The sequence below is a fragment of the Flavobacterium sp. CYK-55 genome, from assembly GCF_018413465.1.
Taxonomy (GTDB): Bacteria; Bacteroidota; Bacteroidia; order Flavobacteriales; family Flavobacteriaceae; genus Flavobacterium.
Genome location: NZ_JAHCDK010000003.1, coordinates 39,725 through 57,875, shown reverse-complemented (window position 1 = coordinate 57,875; position 18,151 = coordinate 39,725). Strand labels below are relative to the sequence as shown.

The 18,151-nt window shown below is 39.7% G+C and carries 19 protein-coding genes; 12 read left to right on the top strand and 7 right to left on the bottom strand.

Annotated elements, in window-relative coordinates; all coding sequences use genetic code 11:
* Positions 1 to 704 precede the first annotated feature (704 nt).
* The gene (locus KIH23_RS04830) at positions 705 to 1,466 is read right to left on the bottom strand and encodes an SDR family NAD(P)-dependent oxidoreductase (protein WP_213211543.1); all 762 of its coding nucleotides are present in this window, start codon (positions 1,464 to 1,466) and stop codon (positions 705 to 707) included.
* Between the two features lie 88 nt (positions 1,467 to 1,554).
* Positions 1,555 to 2,487 (bottom strand): helix-turn-helix transcriptional regulator, encoded by a 933-nt coding sequence (locus KIH23_RS04825; protein ID WP_317197022.1) that lies wholly within the window; start codon positions 2,485 to 2,487, stop codon positions 1,555 to 1,557.
* A 262-nt stretch (positions 2,488 to 2,749) separates the two neighbouring features.
* On the opposite strand from KIH23_RS04825, the gene KIH23_RS04820 reads away from it, so the two are divergent.
* The 8 genes from KIH23_RS04820 (at position 2,750) to KIH23_RS04785 (ending at position 9,399) form a co-directional block, all read left to right on the top strand.
* Entirely contained in the window at positions 2,750 to 3,223 is a 474-nt protein-coding gene (locus tag KIH23_RS04820) for a c-type cytochrome (RefSeq protein WP_213211541.1), read from the top strand.
* A gap of 62 nt (positions 3,224 to 3,285) precedes the next feature.
* Positions 3,286 to 5,265 (top strand): Sec-dependent nitrous-oxide reductase, encoded by a 1,980-nt coding sequence (gene nosZ / locus KIH23_RS04815; protein ID WP_213211540.1) that lies wholly within the window; start codon positions 3,286 to 3,288, stop codon positions 5,263 to 5,265.
* A gap of 49 nt (positions 5,266 to 5,314) precedes the next feature.
* Positions 5,315 to 5,905, top strand: coding sequence for a hypothetical protein (locus KIH23_RS04810; RefSeq protein WP_213211539.1), 591 nt, complete (start codon positions 5,315 to 5,317; stop codon positions 5,903 to 5,905).
* Entirely contained in the window at positions 5,902 to 6,330 is a 429-nt protein-coding gene (locus KIH23_RS04805) for a nitrous oxide reductase accessory protein NosL (protein WP_213211538.1), read from the top strand. Before KIH23_RS04810 ends, KIH23_RS04805 begins: the two co-directional genes overlap by 4 nt.
* Entirely contained in the window at positions 6,327 to 7,556 is a 1,230-nt protein-coding gene (locus KIH23_RS04800) for a nitrous oxide reductase family maturation protein NosD (RefSeq protein ID WP_213211537.1), read from the top strand. The genes KIH23_RS04805 and KIH23_RS04800 overlap by 4 nt, the downstream gene beginning before the upstream one ends.
* Positions 7,553 to 8,275: an ABC transporter ATP-binding protein gene (locus tag KIH23_RS04795; protein WP_213211536.1), complete on the top strand. Its 723-nt coding sequence runs from the start codon at positions 7,553 to 7,555 to the stop codon at positions 8,273 to 8,275. The genes KIH23_RS04800 and KIH23_RS04795 overlap by 4 nt, the downstream gene beginning before the upstream one ends.
* On the top strand, positions 8,259 to 9,026 hold the full coding sequence (locus KIH23_RS04790; protein WP_213211535.1) for an ABC transporter permease subunit: 768 nt from the start codon (positions 8,259 to 8,261) through the stop codon (positions 9,024 to 9,026). The genes KIH23_RS04795 and KIH23_RS04790 overlap by 17 nt, the downstream gene beginning before the upstream one ends.
* A 1-nt stretch (position 9,027) precedes the next feature.
* Positions 9,028 to 9,399, top strand: a complete 372-nt coding sequence (locus KIH23_RS04785; protein ID WP_213211534.1) for a group III truncated hemoglobin — start codon at positions 9,028 to 9,030, stop codon at positions 9,397 to 9,399.
* A gap of 24 nt (positions 9,400 to 9,423) precedes the next feature.
* Here the strand turns inward: KIH23_RS04785 and nadB are convergent, their stop codons facing one another.
* Complete coding sequence (gene nadB, locus KIH23_RS04780) at positions 9,424 to 10,956, bottom strand: L-aspartate oxidase (RefSeq protein ID WP_213211533.1); 1,533 nt, start codon at positions 10,954 to 10,956, stop codon at positions 9,424 to 9,426.
* On the bottom strand, positions 10,949 to 11,884 hold the full coding sequence (nadA, locus tag KIH23_RS04775) for a quinolinate synthase NadA (RefSeq protein WP_213211532.1): 936 nt from the start codon (positions 11,882 to 11,884) through the stop codon (positions 10,949 to 10,951). Before nadA ends, nadB begins: the two co-directional genes overlap by 8 nt.
* A gap of 136 nt (positions 11,885 to 12,020) precedes the next feature.
* Here nadA and ric point away from each other — a divergent pair, with 136 nt between their 5' ends.
* From ric to KIH23_RS04755, 4 genes are read left to right on the top strand one after another with little or no spacing between them, the layout of a single operon-like run.
* Complete coding sequence (ric, locus tag KIH23_RS04770; RefSeq protein ID WP_213211531.1) at positions 12,021 to 12,749, top strand: iron-sulfur cluster repair di-iron protein; 729 nt, start codon at positions 12,021 to 12,023, stop codon at positions 12,747 to 12,749.
* 14 nt (positions 12,750 to 12,763) lie between these two features.
* Positions 12,764 to 14,881: a ribonucleoside triphosphate reductase gene (locus tag KIH23_RS04765; RefSeq protein WP_213211530.1), complete on the top strand. Its 2,118-nt coding sequence runs from the start codon at positions 12,764 to 12,766 to the stop codon at positions 14,879 to 14,881.
* Entirely contained in the window at positions 14,862 to 15,038 is a 177-nt protein-coding gene (gene nrdD / locus KIH23_RS13800; protein WP_213211529.1) for an anaerobic ribonucleoside-triphosphate reductase, read from the top strand. The genes KIH23_RS04765 and nrdD overlap by 20 nt, the downstream gene beginning before the upstream one ends.
* Positions 15,022 to 15,690: an anaerobic ribonucleoside-triphosphate reductase activating protein gene (locus KIH23_RS04755; protein WP_213211528.1), complete on the top strand. Its 669-nt coding sequence runs from the start codon at positions 15,022 to 15,024 to the stop codon at positions 15,688 to 15,690. The genes nrdD and KIH23_RS04755 overlap by 17 nt, the downstream gene beginning before the upstream one ends.
* 3 nt (positions 15,691 to 15,693) lie before the next feature.
* On the opposite strand, the gene KIH23_RS04750 is transcribed toward KIH23_RS04755, so the two are convergent.
* The 3 genes from KIH23_RS04750 to KIH23_RS04740 all read right to left on the bottom strand — a co-directional run bounded on the left by KIH23_RS04750 (position 15,694) and on the right by KIH23_RS04740 (position 18,084).
* The gene (locus KIH23_RS04750; RefSeq protein WP_213211527.1) at positions 15,694 to 17,010 is read right to left on the bottom strand and encodes a cbb3-type cytochrome c oxidase subunit I; all 1,317 of its coding nucleotides are present in this window, start codon (positions 17,008 to 17,010) and stop codon (positions 15,694 to 15,696) included.
* The gene (locus KIH23_RS04745) at positions 17,000 to 17,428 is read right to left on the bottom strand and encodes a c-type cytochrome (protein WP_213211526.1); all 429 of its coding nucleotides are present in this window, start codon (positions 17,426 to 17,428) and stop codon (positions 17,000 to 17,002) included. The genes KIH23_RS04750 and KIH23_RS04745 overlap by 11 nt, the downstream gene beginning before the upstream one ends.
* 101 nt (positions 17,429 to 17,529) lie before the next feature.
* Complete coding sequence (locus tag KIH23_RS04740) at positions 17,530 to 18,084, bottom strand: fasciclin domain-containing protein (RefSeq protein ID WP_213211525.1); 555 nt, start codon at positions 18,082 to 18,084, stop codon at positions 17,530 to 17,532.
* Between the last annotated feature and the right edge of the window lie 67 nt (positions 18,085 to 18,151).

Below are 18,151 nucleotides of genomic sequence, written 5' to 3'. Positions count from 1 at the left end.
GACTGCGCTCGGGGTGACAAGGCATCAGTTTACACTGTTGTTTCCAATCAACTTCTTAAACTTTCTACACTTTTTAAACCTATATCAGGCACTCAGCAAATTATGAATTACGAATTACGAATTATGAATTATGAATGGGGCTTCAATCTAAACATCTTAAACTTTCTACACTTTTTAAACCTATATCAGGCACTCAGCCCCTCAGCAAATTACGAATTACAAATGATGCTTCAAACTCAACTTCTTAAACCTTTTACACTTTTTAAACCTATATCAGGCACTCAGCTTCTCAGCTTCTCAGCAAATTACGAATTACGAATTATGAATTACGAATTACGAATGGGGCTTCAATCTATACTTCTTAAACCTTTTACACTTTTTAAACAGAAATAGACAGCTGGGATATAGACACGGCTGCGCCTACGGACACGCTTTGCTATAGACCGCTTCGTTGTATGACTGAAGGTAATTTGAAAATGAGATAATTTGAAAATTTGGAAATGAAATGATTCGTATGACTGAATATCTCGACTAAACTTCTTAAACCTTTTACACTTTTTAAACCTATATTGGTTTCTCGGTTACACCAATGCTTCATCGTTAATCTTTAATCATTACTGACCCTTTCGCTGGCGCGAGGGACGTTACAGAATTGTCAACAAAAAAGCCGCTACAGCGGCTTTTTATCATCATAAGTGATTTATTTAAATAGCAAAACCACCCGCTACTTCAATTCTTTGGGCATTGACCCATTTGGCCTCTTCACTGCATAAAAATGCCACTACGCTACCAACATCATCGGCTAATCCTACTCTACCCAAGGCGGTTCGGTTCGCAATCATGTTGTTGAGCTCTTGGTTGTCGCGTACTGCCCCACCGCCAAAATCAGTTTCTATAGCGCCCGGCGCTACGGTGTTGACTCTGATTTTTCTGCTGCCGAGCTCTAAGGCTTGATAACGGCTCAAACTCTCAATTCCGGCTTTCATGATGGCATAGGCCGAATAGTTGTTAAAGCTGAATCGGGCCAGCCCTGACGATATATTGACAATGCTTGCCCCATCGCTCAGTACACCCAAGAGTTTTTGCGTCAAAAAGTAAGCGGCTTTTAAATGAATGTTCACCATTTGATCAAACTGTTCTTCGGTGGTGCTTTCATAGGCTGCATGAACCCCAATACCCGCATTGTTCACCAAGGCATGCAAGCCCGATACACCAAATTCATTGCTAAGCGTTTCTGTAACGGTGTGGGCAAAAGCGCCAAAACTGTTACTTTGGGCTACGTCTAAAGGCAGTGCTACGGCCTTTTGGCCCAACGATTTTATTTGGCTGACCACTGCATCAGCCAATGCTTTATTGGTTTGATACGTAATGATGACATCAAAACCTTTGCAGGCCAAATGAAAGGCCATTTCTTTGCCCAGTCCGCGGCTGCCACCGGTAACCAAAGCTACTTTGCTATTGTTCATAATTATTGTTTTAAAATGATGGGGCAAAGTTCTGTTGAAAAAACCTGTGATGGTTTGCAAAAGTCAATCTTAAATTTGCAAATTTCAATCAATTTCTATACTTGAGCGGAGAAAGTGAGGTTTGCTTTTTGAAGAAATTTGAAAAATGAGCCACCTCATCAAAGCCCAAGGCAAAGGCTATTTCAGAAATGTTCCATTGCGTTTGTTTGAGCAGTATTTTGGCTTCTTCGGCCAAGCGGCTGTTGATGATTTCTGTGGTGCTTCGACCCGTGGTTTCTTTGAGCACTTTATTGAGGTGATTGATGTGAATGCCCAGCGTTGAAGCAAAGTCAAGCGGAGTTTTGAGCTGAATTTTCTGCACATCGCTCTCAATCGGAAACTGCCTTTCGAGCAATTCAATAAACAGCGCTGAGATTCTACTAGCCGCGTTGGTGACCGGCCCGGGTGTTTGCACGGGTTTTAATTTTTGCCCTAAATGAATCAGCTCTAAAACATAATTGCGCAACAAATCATATTTATAAAGATAATCTGATGATAGTTCAGCGTCCATCTTTTTAAAAATAGCTTCAATTTCGGCAAATTGTTCATCGGTGAGTTCAAAGACAAAATCAGTATTGGGCTGGTAAATGGGCAAGTCATCTAGCAAAATTCCCGTGTGTAATTTAGACAGAAAATCTTTGGTAAACACACAAAAACACCCTCCTTGCTCACTGTTTTGAGGTGTATATCGATAAGGAATTTTAGGCGTTGCAAATAAAATCCCCTGCTTTTCAATGAGCACTGTTTTATCGGCATACTCAACCAAATTGCTGCCTTTAATCAGGCTGATTTTGTAGTACAGCCTGCGGTTATAAGTCATCTCAGACTTTTTTGGGTTGCAATAGTAGAATTTGGCAATGTCAAAAACATTAAAATGTCCTAGATCAGTGTTGTTTTTTTGATCTAAAAAATAATCGAGCTGACAATTGGAATTGCCGCACATTTCTTTATAAAATTCTTTGATATCAATCGTATGCATCATTTGTAAAATTCAAACCATACAAAAGTAAGAGATCCTCAATTAAAAAATAACCCTTATACAAGACAATTGTGATTTTCACTTGATGATCAACCTAGGGTCTCTCAGCGCGCTTTCTTATGACCAACACTCTAATTCTTATCAATGGACAAGACGTTTTAGTTGGTGTTCAAAGGCAACAAGTTGATGTTTTATGATTTCAGTCATAAAATGAAAAGTGCTCTAAATCTGAAATTTGTATATGAAATTTTAATCTTATTCAATCATGAAAAAATCATTCATCATTATTTTATCAGCGGTGCTCTTAACTGCTTGTGGTAAAAAAGAAAAAGAAGCCGGCGATTTTGACAAACCAGCAGCAACTGAACAAGGAGCGGCTGATGCATCTTCATATGACCCGAAAAGAGGTGAAGGCAAATTTGACAAAGTTGATTTAGGTGCCACCTTAGATCAAGCTATGGCCACAAAAGGTGAAGAAGTAGCCGGTGTAAAATGTATTTCTTGTCACAAAACAACAGACGAAAAATTAGTGGGGCCAGGCTGGAAAGGCGTAACACAAAGAAAAAAACCTGAATGGATCATGAACTTCATCACCAATCCTGACCCAATGATTGATAAAGACCCTGAAGTTCAAGCACAACTTGAAATTTGTTTGGTGCGTATGCCCAATCAAAGCCTTACCGATGAAGATGCTCGAAATGTACTAGAGTATATGCGCAAAAACGACGGGGTAAAATAAACAAAACAAGCAGAGATAGGCAGTAGGTGAAAGTATTGCTTGTCTCTTTAAAACCAAGTAATATGAAAAATAAGTTTGTAACTGCAATGTATGCTATGGCTTTAGGAAGTTTATTGTTGACTTCTTGCAAGCCCAAAAATTCCGGAGATGCCGTGAGCGGAGATGCTGCTCAAAAGGCCTATGTAGCACCCGGTAAATACGATGAATTTTACAATTTTGTGTCAGGCGGATTTAGCGGACAATTAAGTGTTTACGGTTTGCCCAGCGGCAGATTGTTTCGCGTGATTCCGGTTTTTTCGGTAGATCCTGAAAAAGGTTGGGGCTACAGTGAAGAAACCAAACCCATGCTCAACACCTCAAATGGTTTTGTGCCGTGGGATGATTTACACCATACCGAACTATCGCAAACCAATGGTGAAGTAGATGGAAGATGGGTTTTTGGCAATGCCAATAATACTCCGCGTATTGCCCGCATTGATTTGAAAACATTCAAAACAGCAGAAATTATAGAGTTGCCCAACAGTGGCGGAAATCACTCTTCTCCATTCATCACAGAAAACACCGAATATGTTGTAGCGGGCACTCGTTTTAGTGTTCCGGCAGATTATGCCAACGGAGATGTGCCGATCAATACCTATAAAGAAAACTTCAAAGGACACATCAGTTTTGTAAAAGTAGGTAAAGAAGGCCAGATGGATTTGGCGTTTCAAATTGTAACGCCGGGTGTAAACTTTGACTTGTCACATGCCGGAAAAGGCAAATCACATGGCTGGTTTTTCTTTTCTTGTTACAATACAGAGCAAGCCAATACTTTGCTTGAAGTAAACGCTTCACAAAAAGACAAAGACTTTATCATGGCTGTTAACTGGAAAAAAGCCGAAGAATACATCAAAGCAGGAAAAGGCATTAAAAAATCGGTGAAATATGCCCACAACAAATGGAATGAAAAAACACACAGTGCTACTTCAGAAATTAAAAATGAAGTATTGGTTCTAGATGCTGCAGCACTCAAAGATATTTGCTACATGATTCCGTGCCCGAAATCACCACATGGTTGTGATGTTGATCCAACGGGTGAATATATTGTGGGTTCAGGTAAATTGGCCGCTTTGATTCCGGTGTTTAGTTTTGACAAATTACAAGACGCAATTCAAAACAAAAAATTTGAAGGCAACTACGGAGGCATCAACGTAATTAAATATGAAGCTGCGCTACACGGCGAAGTTCAAAAACCGGGATTAGGGCCATTGCACACTGAGTTTGACGGAAAAGGCAATGCCTACACTACGTTCTTCGTATCTTCTGAGGTGGTCAAATGGAACATCGAATCGCTTAAAGTGCTCGACAGAGTGCCAACGTATTACTCTGTGGGTCACTTGTGTATTCCGGGTGGCGACAGTAAAAAACCTTTTGGCAAATATTTGGTAGCCTATAATAAAATTACCAAAGACCGCTACTTGCCTACCGGCCCTGAGTTGGCACAATCAGCGCAGTTATATGACATTAGTGGCGATAAAATGCAGTTGGTGCTAGACTTCCCAACCATTGGCGAGCCGCACTACGCTCAGGCAGCACCGGCTGATGTGATCAGAAACAATGGTCAGCTCAAGTTCTATCCGATCAAAGACAACAACCACCCGTTTGTAGCCAAAGGAGAGAAAGAAACCAAAGTAGTTCGCAAAGGCAATCGAGTGGATGTGTATATGACCTCTATACGCTCACACTTTGCCCCGGATAATATTGAAGGTGTCAAATTGGGCGACGAAGTGTATTTTCACGTAACCAACCTCGAACAAGATTGGGATGTACCGCACGGATTTGCCATCAAAGGTGCAGACAATGGCGAATTGCTCATCATGCCGGGCGAGACCACCACGCTCAAATGGATTCCTAAAAAAGTGGGGATGTTCCCAATGTATTGCACCGATTTCTGTAGTGCACTACACCAAGAAATGCAAGGATATGTTAGGGTTTCACCAGCCGGAAGTTCGGTTCCGCTCACTTGGAGTGTAGGAACCAATCTACCCAAAGCAAACCAATAAAATTAACCAAAGGGAGCAATTTTATTGTTCCCTTTTTTTCTCAAATAAAATGAAAAAGCATCGTATTTCTGTTCTATCCAAAGCGCTACTGCTCCTCACGGCTTTATTGTTTATCGGTGCCTTGTTTGTTCCGATGTGGCAAATTCAATTAGAAGCGCCTCAGTATCCGGAAGGATTGGTTCTCCGGCTCTACGCAAACAAAATTGGCGGTGATGTAGACATCATCAACGGATTGAACCACTACATCGGCATGGCTACTTTGCACACCGAAAACTTTCCTGAATTTCTGGTATTACCATATGTTTTTGCGGTATTTGCCTTGATTTCGGCCGCTTTGGTCTTTTTATCAAATAAAAAATACATCTTGATTTTCGCAGTGGTCTATTTGGTTTTTATTGCCTTGGCCGCAGTTGATTTTTACCGATGGAACTATGAGTACGGACACAATTTAGATCCGAACGCTGCCATCAAAGTGCCTGGAATGGCCTATCAACCTCCGCTGATTGGCTACAAACAATTGCTCAATTTTGCAGCGTATTCTATTCCGGATACCGGAGGTTGGTTGCTCAGTCTGGCTTTGGTATTTATTTGTGTCGTGCTGCTGAAAGAATATAAGTTTACTTCAAAAAAAGGAATATGAAAAAAGTATTTTTAATGCTACTCCTCTGGAGCTTATGGTCTTGTAATGGTTATGAACCACAGCCTATTGAGCTCAATATTGACAGCTGTGATTTTTGTAAGATGACTATTGCCAACAGTAAATTTTCGGCAGAACTCATCACCCAAAAAGGGCGTTGTTATAAATTTGATGACTTGGCCTGCATGATTCAGTTTGCACAATCAAATACGGTGGTGCCCTATCGCGCCTTTTATGTCAACGATTATCTGCAAGACAATCATCTGATAGCTGTAGAAAAAGCTTATTTGCTCAAAGGCGGAAGTATCAACTCACCTATGCGGGGCAATTTTGCCGCTTTTGCCGATGAAGCCAACCAGAAAAAAATGGCGCAAACATACCAAGCACAGCTCATCAGTTGGTCAAGTGCTTATAAATCATACCAATGAAAAAATGGGTTTACATAGTGTTTGTGTTGAGTTGCAGTGTTGTAGCCAAAACTATTGAAGTGGGCAAAACACCCGGAGCACCTACCATTCACAAAGCCCTCGTGCTGGCTCAAAATCACGATACTATTATAGTGCCCCACGGCTGTTATCGCGAAGGCAATATTAAGATTGATAAATCTATTGCACTTTTAGGGAAGAACTTCCCCACTATTGACGGTCAAAACAAACACGAAGTCATTTCGGTAACTGCCGATGGGGTTATTATCAAAGGATTCAAAGTAATCAATTCAGGATACGCGGCTTTAGATGATCCGTGCGGTATTAGAATTTACAATCGCCGCAATGTGGTTATTGCCAACAACCAATTAGACAATAATTTTTTTGGAATATATCTGCAAAACGCTCAAAATTGTCTCATTCAAAACAACATCATCAAAGCCTACGGAAAACAAGAACAACTTATTGGCAACGGAATTCATTGCTGGAAAAGCAGTCAGCTGCAAATCATTGGGAATAAAATTTCAGGACACAGAGACGGAATTTATTTTGAATTTGTAACCGAATCAGTGATTTGGCGCAACCTATCAAACCAAAATATTCGCTATGGTTTGCACTTTATGTTTTCAAATGACGATGCCTATATATCAAACGTTTTTAAAAGAAACGGAGCCGGCGTGGCGGTCATGTTTACGCGCAATGTTCGGATGATTCACAATTATTTTGAAGAAAACTGGGGCGACTCTGCTTATGGACTTTTGCTTAAAGAAATTTCAGATAGTTATATTTTAAACAATCATTTTATGAAAAATACTTCCGGAATATATATGGAAGGTACCTCACGGATTCAAGTACAGAAGAACGTTTTTGAAAGCAATGGTTGGGGCATGAAAATACAAGCCAGTTGTATGGAAAATAACATCACACAAAACAATTTTTTGGGCAATACCTTTGACATCAGCACCAACGGCAGTTTGGTTTTAAACACTTTTGATCAAAACTATTGGGATAAATATGAAGGCTATGACTTAGATAAAAACGGTTTGGGCGATGTGCCGTATCATCCGCTGAGTTTGTTTGCGGTACTCACTGAGAACAATCCGTCGGCCATGCTTTTGTTTCGAAGTTTTATGATTACCCTTTTAGATAAATCCGAAAAAATATTGCCCAGTATTACGCCAGACAATTTCGTTGACCACCAACCTTTGATGAAATCTTTGCCTTTATGATTCAGCTCAAAAACATCACTAAAAAATTCGGAAAACTCACTGTTTTAGACCAAGTAAACCTGCACTTTAAATCAGGTGAATGCATTGCTTTGATTGGTCCGAACGGCTGCGGAAAAACTACGCTAATCAAATCAATCTTAGGGATGGTTTTACCCGATTCCGGACATATTGAATACCGCGAAGAATCAATTTTCAACCAACATCAGTACCGAAATAACATTGGTTATATGCCGCAAATTGGTAGATATCCAGACCACATGACCATCGGACAAATCATTGAGATGATCAAGCAAGTGCGCAACCAATGGACAAATCTAGACCAAGAACTCATTGAGGCTTTTGGGCTTGAAAAAATGTTTGACAAACCCATGCGTACCCTCTCGGGCGGAACCACGCAAAAAGTAAGTGCGGTTTTGGCTTTTTTGTTTGATCCTGAAATATTGATTTTAGACGAACCCACCGCCGGTCTTGACCCTCTGGCTTCTGAGATTCTCAAAGAAAAAATAATCAAAGAAAAACAACGCGGCAAGCTCATTTTGATTACCTCGCATTTGCTCAATGAGCTTGATGACTTAATTACCGAAATTATTTTTATGCAAGACGGCTGCGTACAGTTTCACGAAAAGAACAGCGCTTTAAAGCAACGCACCGGTGAAGAAAAAATTTCTAAAGCGATTGCTAAAATTTTAAAACAAAATCAGCATGAATCAAATCATTAAAATCATACTGCTCGACATACTCAAAAACAAAATTGTGTTGGTTTATACCTTGATTTTGAGTGCGCTTTGTTGGAGTTCATTTGCGCTTGAAGACAACTCAGCCAAAGGTTTGCTTACGGTTTTGAACATAATTTTGTTTACCGTTCCGTTGGTATCCGTACTTTTTGCCACCATTTATTTATACAACAGCGCTGAGTTTATCGAACTCTTGGTCAGTCAACCCGTGAAGCGTCAAAAAATATGGCTCAGTTTGTTTTTAGGATTGACCCTGTCGATGATTTTGGCTTTTGCAGTGGGTGCCGGGATTCCTTTATTGGTATTTGCTCCTGACGCAACCGGTTTGATGATGCTTTTGGTGGGCGCGCTGATCACGATGATTTTTATTTCATTGGCTTTTTTGAGTTCTATTTTAACCCGAGATAAAGCCAAAGGCATCGGAATTGCCATTATGCTGTGGCTGTTTTTTGCGCTGCTGTTTGATGGGATTGTTCTGTTTTTACTGTTTCAGTTGGCTGATTATCCCATTGAGCAATTTATGGTAGTTATATCGGCGCTTAGCCCCATTGATTTGGCCCGAATTCAGATATTAATGCAACTTGACGTATCGGCTATGATGGGCTATACCGGCGCCATATTTAAAGACTTTTTTGGTACCTCGACAGGTTTGGTTGTCTCATTTTTGTTGTTGTGCTTGTGGAGCTTTGTTCCCTTTTTTATTTCGTTGCGAAAATTCAAACAAAAAGATTTGTAAGATGAAACCCGATATTCAAAACAGAAAAGATATTGAAGTATTGGTCAATGCTTTTTATGAAAAAGTAAAAACCGACGCTGTGATTGGTTATTTATTTAACGATGTGGCTCAGGTTAATTGGGCCACACATCTGCCTAAAATGTATGATTTTTGGGAGAATATTCTTTTTTTCACGGGCAATTACGACGGAAACCCGATGGCCAAACACAAAGAGCTGCATCAAAAAAGCACTATGAATCCATCGCATTTTGCGCATTGGAACAAACTCTTTACCGAAACCGTTGACCATTTATATGAAGGCGCCAAAGCTGAAGAAATCAAAAACAGAGCGCTTAATATTTCGGCGGCGATGATGTATAAAACGTTGAGTTAGGCTCTGTATTCAATAGCGCTAAACTTATGACCGGTCATCGATTTTATAAAAAGCGCCACAATTATTTGTACGTTGAATAGAGTGTTCGATTATAGACCAAGCAGTGGTCAGCATGTTTTTAAGTTCAACCAAATTTTTGTTTATACCATAAGATAATTCCCAATGGTTTACTTGCTTCAGCCACAGCATCACTTGTGTTTGCGAGGTTAGCAAATGGGCATTTTTTCGGACAATCCCAACGTTTTGCTGCATGAGTTTTTGAAGTTGCTTTTTTAGAAATTGAATTTCTTGAAACAGCATCGTCGCATCAGAAACAATTAACGGAAAGATGTGTTCATCGCAATGTATAGGTTCCATTTTTTGTTGTCGCAAATACTGATAAATAGCCTCTGAATATACCAATGCTTCAAGCAAAGAATTCGAAGCTAATCTATTGGCACCATGCAAACCAGTTCTACTACATTCACCGCAGGCCAAGAGTTTTTCTATAGAGGTTTGTCCGTTTTGGTTCACGACAATTCCGCCGCACATATAGTGTTGTGCAGGTTTTACCGGAATCCAATCTCGCGTAGCATCTATACCGTGAATCAGACAATTTTGATAGATGGTTGGAAATTTCTGTTTCAAATCATCGGGGTCAAAATGAGTGCAATCAAGATAAACACAAGGTTGTTGGCTTGCTGCCAATTCGGTCTGAATCGCTCTTGACACAATATCACGCGAGGCCAATTCTCCTCTAGAATCATAATCAAACATGAATCGGTTGCCTTGGTGATTTTTAAGTTGGGCTCCGTATCCGCGAACTGCTTCAGAGATCAAAAAAGTGTTTTCGGCCGTAGGATGATACAGCGCCGTAGGATGAAACTGTATAAACTCTAATTCAGCGAGCTTCGCCCCTGCCCGAATAGCCATCGCCAAACCATCGGCGGTTGCCACCATAGGGTTGGTAGTTTGTTCGTACATCTGACCAATTCCGCCGGTTGCAAGGATGGTAAAATGGGCATGTATGCCGATGATTTTATGTTTTTTTTCATTCAAAACCCAAACACCCAAACATTGATTTTGATGCAGTATAAAATCTAGAGCAAAATAATGATCCCGCAAAATAATGTTTGAAGTTTGGCTGACTTTTTCTAGCAGTGCGCGCTGAATTTCCCAACCGGTTTGATCTTGATAATGAACCACACGTTTGTTAGAATGCCCGCCTTCTTGACCCAAATCAAGAATTCCATCTGTGGTTTTGTCAAACCGTGTGCCCCATTCCATGAGTTCTTTTAATCTTTCCGGACCTTGATGAACCACTCGCTGCACAACTTTTGCATCGCACAAACCGTCGCCACAAATGAACGTATCTTGTATGTGTTGGTCAAAATGATCTTGGGTTTGATCAACCACCACAGCAATACCACCTTGGGCATATTTGGTATTTGATTCATCAGCATGGGCCTTGGTAATGATGGTTATTTTTCGATCCGGAAATGTCTCGGCCAATTTAATAGCCAAAGTCAGTCCGCTGATGCCCGAACCCAAAACGAGGTAATCTGTTGTGTCAATCATTTTTCGATAAAGCTAACATGCGCTTAATGGGTATTACTGCATTATGGGCTATTGAGGCATCTATATTTATTTCGGGGCTTTCGTTTTGTAAACATTCATATACTTTTTGCAGCGTATTGAGTTTCATATAAGCACATTGACTGCAAGCGCAAGTGTTGTTTTCAAACGAAGGAGCGGGAATCAGTTTTTTGTCGGGCACCGCTTGTTGCATTTTGTGCAGAATGCCAACCTCGGTAGCTACAATAAATTCTGTGGTAGTAGACTTTTTTACATAGTCAATCAAAGCTGATGTTGACCCAATAAAACGGGCCGTTTCAAGAATATGCGATTCAGATTCAGGATGGGCAATGATGTGCGCTTGCGGATGAAGCTGATGCAGCGCAATTAATTTGTCTAATGAAAAAGCTTCGTGAACCACACAGCTTCCGTCCCAAAGCAACATTTCTCTACCCGTTTTTTGGTGTATGTAGCGCCCTAAATTTTTGTCGGGTGCAAATATAATCGGTACATCAATCGGTACAGAATTTACTATTTTTTCGGCATTTGACGAGGTGCAAACCAAATCACTCATGGCTTTTATTTTGGCTGAGCAATTGACATAAGTAATTACCCGATGATTTGGATGAGCCGTAATGAATTTTTCAAAAGCCTCTGGCAAACACGAATCAGCTAGCGAACAACCCGCATTTAAATCAGGTAAAATCACTTTTTTATCAGGGTTCAACAACTTGGCGGTTTCGGCCATAAAATGAACGCCTGCAAACAAAATAAGATCGGCTTGGGTTTGCTCGGCTTGTTGTGAAAGCCCTAAGCTATCCCCCACATAATCAGCAATTTCTTGTATTTCGGGCGTTTGATAATAGTGCGCCAAGATGACTGCATTCTTTTTTTTCTTGAGGGAAATAATTTGTTCTTGTAGCTTTTTCATCTGTGTCAAATTCACTTGATTTTTGAATTGCAAAGAAGCTCAACTGTTCTTGATTATAATATGATTTTAGTCATAATTATCAAAGGTCGTTTCGGCTTAATATTGTTCAACTTATAATAATTTAAAAAGCATTTTTATGAATGATATCACTTATCCAACCGTGGGCGCCATTGTCGCTGATGACTATAGAACCGCTGCTGTTTTTTCAAAATACGGCATTGATTTTTGCTGTAAAGGCCACCGAAGTATTGACCAAGCATGCACCAAAAAAGGAATTGACTTAGAGCAACTACTCACTGAAATAGAAACTGTTTTAAGCAGTGATTCGCCGTCTGATGTTGATTTTAAATCTTGGCCACTTGACTTGCTGATTGATTATATTGAAAAGACACATCATCGGTATGTTACCGAACAATCTCAAACGCTTTTATTTTACTTAGACAAATTGGGCAAAGTACACGGGCAAAGACATCCGGAGCTTTTAGAAATAGCCTTACACTTTAAAATCACAGCTACCGAATTGGCGCAGCACATGAAAAAAGAAGAGCTGATTTTGTTTCCGTTTATCAAAAAAATGTTGTTGGCTTTACAGCAAAAACAAACCATTGAGCAACCTGCGTTTTTAACCGTTGAAAACCCGATTGCGCAAATGAAGGATGAACACGACAATGAAGGAACTCGCTTTGATATTATTGCCAAACTTACCCAACAGTATACACCGCCAACTGATGCTTGTGAAACCTACCGAGTAACTTTTGCGCTGTTGGCTGATTTTGAAAAAGATCTGCACAAACACATTCATTTAGAAAACAACATTGTGTTTCCGAAAGCTATTGAACTTGAATCGCATTTTACCATTGTTTAAATCTTTGAAAGCTCATGGAAAAATTGGTAATCAAAAGAAATGGTCAGCAACAACCTTTCTTAGACTTTAAAATTAGAGATGCTCTTTTAAAAAGTTTCCAAAGTGTAACGACTGAGTTTGACCCTCAAGTATTTGAAGCAATCATAGAAAAGTTAAACCAAAGAAAAATATGGGCCGTTGAAGAAATTCAAGACATCATTGAGCAAACGCTTTTTGATTTCGATTATTTTTTGGTCATGCGTTCGTTTATGCTTTACAGGCATACCCGAAAATTACAGCGCGAACACATCGCTGGTTTGAACGATGACACAACCTATGTAAACAGCACCCAAACCATTGAAGAATATATTTCGCAAACAGATTGGCGCATTCATGCCAATGCCAACACATCCTATTCTAATGCTGGTTTGGTCAATAATGTAGCCGGAAAAATCATTGCCAATTATTGGCTTGACAAAGTATATACAAAAGAAGAAGGTTATGCCCACCGCAACGCAGATATACACATTCACGATTTAGATTGCCTCACCGGTTATTGTGCTGGTTGGAGTTTGCGGGCATTGCTTGACGAAGGATTTAACGGAGTACGCGGTCGCGTTGAGAGCAAACCACCGGCGCATTTTCGGGAAGCTCTGGGGCAAATGGCTAATTTTTTGGGCATCTTGCAAAGCGAATGGGCCGGCGCACAAGCGTTTAGCTCTTTTGACACCTATTTGGCGCCTTATGTATTTAAAGATCAATTGTCATTTGACGAAGTGCTCAAAGCCATCCGAAGTTTTGTTTATAATTTAAATGTTCCCGCGCGCTGGGGCCAATCGCCTTTTACCAATATTACACTTGATTGGGTAGCGCCCGAAGATTTAAAAAAACAAATTCCCACGCGGGCAGGACAGCATTTATTTTCAAAGAATGCATCGATTGATTTGTTGCAATTAGCACAAAAAAGAGGCGTTGAAAACCTGACTGATTTGTGTTATGAGCATTTTCAGCCCGAAATGAATCTGATCAACAAAGCCTATTACACCATTATGACCGAAGGTGATGCTCATGGCCAACCGTTTACTTTTCCGATTCCGACGGTCAACATCACAGAAGATTTTGATTGGGAAGGCGAAAATGTTGATTTGCTCTTTGAGAACACAGCCAAAATAGGTTCATCATACTTTCAGAATTTTATTGGCAGTCAGTATACTTATGATGTAAACGGGCAAAAAACTGAGAATCCCGAGGCTTATAAACCCAATGCCGTCCGAAGTATGTGTTGTCGTTTACAACTTGATTTGCGCGAATTGCTCAAGCGCGGAAATGGTCTTTTTGGCAGCGCAGAAATGACCGGTAGTATCGGTGTTGTTACCCTGAACATGGCGCGTTTGGGTTATTTATATGCCGATGATATTACGGCTTTTTACACCAGATTGGACGATTTATTGCATATGGCAAAATCAATACTTGAAAAGAAACGCCAATTTATTCAAGAAATGTATGACCGAGGCTTGTATCCGTATACCAAAAGATATCTGCCGCATTTTAGAAATCACTTTTCAACCATTGGAGTCAACGGAATGAATGAAATGGTTCGGAATTTTACCCACGACCAGCATGATTTAACAACCTCGTTTGGGAAAGAATTTTGCCTTGAAATTTTAGATTATATCCGAAAAAAAATGCGATTGTTTCAAGAAGAAACAGGCAATTTATACAATCTTGAGGCTACTCCGGCTGAGGGAACCACTTATCGTTTTGCCAAAGAAGACCTCAAGCGTTATCCGCAGATTATTCAGGCCGGAACAGCGCCTCATATTTATTACACCAATAGTTCACAAATTCCGGTGCAACATACTGAAGATCCTTTTGAAGCTTTGTTGTTACAAGATGAATTGCAATGCAAATATACCGGCGGAACCGTATTGCATTTATACATGAGCGAACGGCTCAGTTCAGCAAAAGCATGCAAAGAATTCGTGCGTAAAGTATTGACCCAATTTAGATTGCCATACATAACGGTCACTCCGGTTTTTAGCATCTGCCCCATTCACGGATATTTAAACGGCGAACACGAATATTGCCCTAAGTGCGATGACATTTTATTAAAACAACTCAATACAAATGAATATGAACTCAATCACAAATGAATTTTTAGAAAAACATCTTGAGTCTCGAACCAAATGTTTGGTGTACACTCGGGTCATGGGCTACCACAGACCGGTAGAAAGTTTTAATGTCGGAAAAAAAGGCGAACATCAGCAACGCGCCCATTTTAAAGAAGTAATTCATGGTTCGGCCTGTTAGCAACCTTACTCCTTTTACGCTTTTAGACTATCCAGACAAAACAGCCTGTATCTTATGGTATGCAGGCTGTAATATGCGCTGTTTGTATTGCTATAACCCGGAGGTTGTTTTGGGAAAAGGTAAATTTTCTTTAGACCAAATGCTTGTGTTTTTAAAATCTCGCGTGGGCTTGTTGGATGCTGTTGTTTTTAGCGGTGGTGAATGTTTGTTGCACAAAGACATCGAATCACACATCAAAACAGTCAAAGAAATGGGATTCTTGGTGAAAGTTGATACCAACGGTTCACAACCCAAAAAACTTCAAAAATTACTTGAGGCTCAGTTGATTGATTATGTGGCCTTAGATTTTAAATCTAAACGCGAATCTTTTGAGTTCATCACACAATCTGATTTGTTTGATAAGTTTGAGGCTTCACTCAAAATGCTCATTGCCGGAAATTATTCTTTTGAAGTCAGAACCACTTATCATTCTGAGCTCATTGCCAAACAAGAAATGTACGATATGATTGATTATCTGAAATTCAATCAATACAGCGGCGTTTACTATCTGCAACATTTTAGAAATAATTCGCCAACGCTTACTGCTTTGAATAATTCTCAAAACAACCTGGATGCTTTTCGGGATCAAAACCTTCAAATATCGGTTAGATAAGTCTTACATTTTTTTTAGTAAAGACTTTAGAAAACTCAGAATCAACAAAGTCAATCCTAAGGCTGTCATAATCCCGGCCGATAAAAATATCCAGTAAAAAGGCAACATTGATTTCTGAAAAACAGCAAACGAAACTTCAGATTCCTGCCATAGCCAGAGTGTTTTTCGAATTCCCATCAACAATAAACAACACCAGAAAACAAAGAATGAAGGTTTGAAAACCCTGAGTCCTAATTGCAATACTTTTTGTAATTGTGCCGATATCACTGCGTCAGATTCACAGCGAAAACTTATAGAAGCCAATAAAATTAAGGTGTTAATTCCGATGGTTGTTCCCATAGAATGCGCTACCGTGGTATGGGTTCCGTGTGTAAAAAGATTCAGTGCCGGAATCGATATCAAAAGCGCCAAAATAATATTGAGCAAAACCCAAAAGCTTGATAAATGAAGTATTTTTTCGGTGATGGGATGCGGATGAACCACTTGTTGTTGCATCTTGCTTTTGAATTCCTTGAGTATCGACCATAAAACCAACCATTCAGTCATGCTGATTGCATAGGCCAAATAGCGCAACCAAGGAGCGGTGGGCAAAAGATACACATGATGCGCCCAGCCAAACATCAAATTGGTCAATCCTAAAAAATAAAAAAAGAAAGCTTTGGGCGATCGAGCCGATAGATTATTGTGGGTGGTTTGCTCTGCGATATACAACGAAGTTCCGTAAACCAACATATTCCATGCGCCTACGTATGATCCGCCTGACTTCCATTGAAGGGCCATATTTTGAATAAAGTGACCTTTAAAATATGGTAGTAGCCACAGATGTGCTTCGGCAAAATGATAGATCATAAACACAATGCCCGTGGCCCACATCCAAACATATACTGACTGATTTTTGAACGAAAATTGAATCGTCTTAAAGAAATTAAAACCAAATAACATCCATGAAAACAGTATTGGTCCAAAAAAAACGGTGGGAAATTCTAGATATTCTTTTCCTGAAAAATCGCCGTTCGCATAACACGCAACCACAGATAACCCGATGATTACAAGCAATGCATAATGAACAAACACGAGTTTATTGTGGGTAGTATTCAGTTGCTGATTCAAATAGCGGTAAATATTGCCTATGGCTGCCAGTAAAATCCAACTGATTACCAACAAAGTGTGCAATGGTCGCATCTGATTAAAAGCAAGGAAGTTTTTGGCCAAGCCCGGAATGACATATTGTAAACCTGACGACAACCCAAAGAGCAAGCCTAAAAACAAAGAGACTAAAGCGGTAATAAAAAAAAGGTCAGAAAAAGGTTTATTCTTCATATAAAGTGTCTTTATATCTCAGTTTGAGGGCGCCATTAGCTTCAAGAGTAGCTTGGTTCGGATAATATCCGGTTTGATCTATTTCTTTAAAAAAGGCCGTGAGTTGTTTTTTTTCGGTATTGTTGAAACGAAACTTCGGCATGGCACCAATACCACTGTTGAATATATTTTGTAGATAAATGGTATCTTTTTTTCGCAAGCTGTAAATGTTGGTTAAATCGGGGCCCAAATATCCACCCAAACCATATAGTTGATGACAGGCGTGACAATTGTGTTTTAGCCATAAGGTTTCTCCTTTGAGGGCTTGGTCTGAAAGGCAAATGTTTCCGTAATCAGATTTTGTTGTATAGATTTTAAAATTGTAAATGACAAACAAACCCAAGAGTAAGCATAAGAACATTTTGTAAGAAAGTTTCATTTGCGATATTTTATGGATACAAGCATTCAAAAAAAAGACGCGAACGACAACTTTCACGTCTTTTTTCCTTGAAAAATCAATAAAAATGAATTAATAATTAACTATTTCGGAAGCAACACATCGTTGATAACATGGATGATTCCGTTAGAAGTTTCGATAGAAGCTACAATCTCAGAACCATTGACATAGGTTTTTCCATCTTTTTTGGTAATGGTTACTTTTTGTGGTGTTACCATTTCATAGGTCTGACCGTCTTGCATATAGTCCGTTTTTAAACCGCCTACATAAGTGTGGTATCCTAAAATAGTCACCAATTTTTGTTTGTTTTCGGGTTTGACCAAATCTTCAACGGTACCGGCCGGTAATTTATCAAAGGCTGCGTTGGTGGGCGCAAATACGGTAAATGGCCCGGCATTACTCAGTGAAGTGACCAATCCGGCAGCTTTTAACGCAGCGACCAAAGTAGTGTGGTCTTTACTTTTTACGGCCACTTGTACGATGTTTGGATTTGAGGTGTCATCAACAACACCTTCTTGACCAACACTTTGTTCGGTGTTGCTGTTGTCAGTTGCTTCTGGTTCGGCTTGTTTATTTTGGTTACAACTTATGGCTGCAAACAAACAAGCCATCATCAAAGGTTTAAAAATAGTTTTCATGATATAAATACTTGGTTTAGTGATACAAAGTACCTGATAATGAAAAGCATATTTTATGATTGCACGC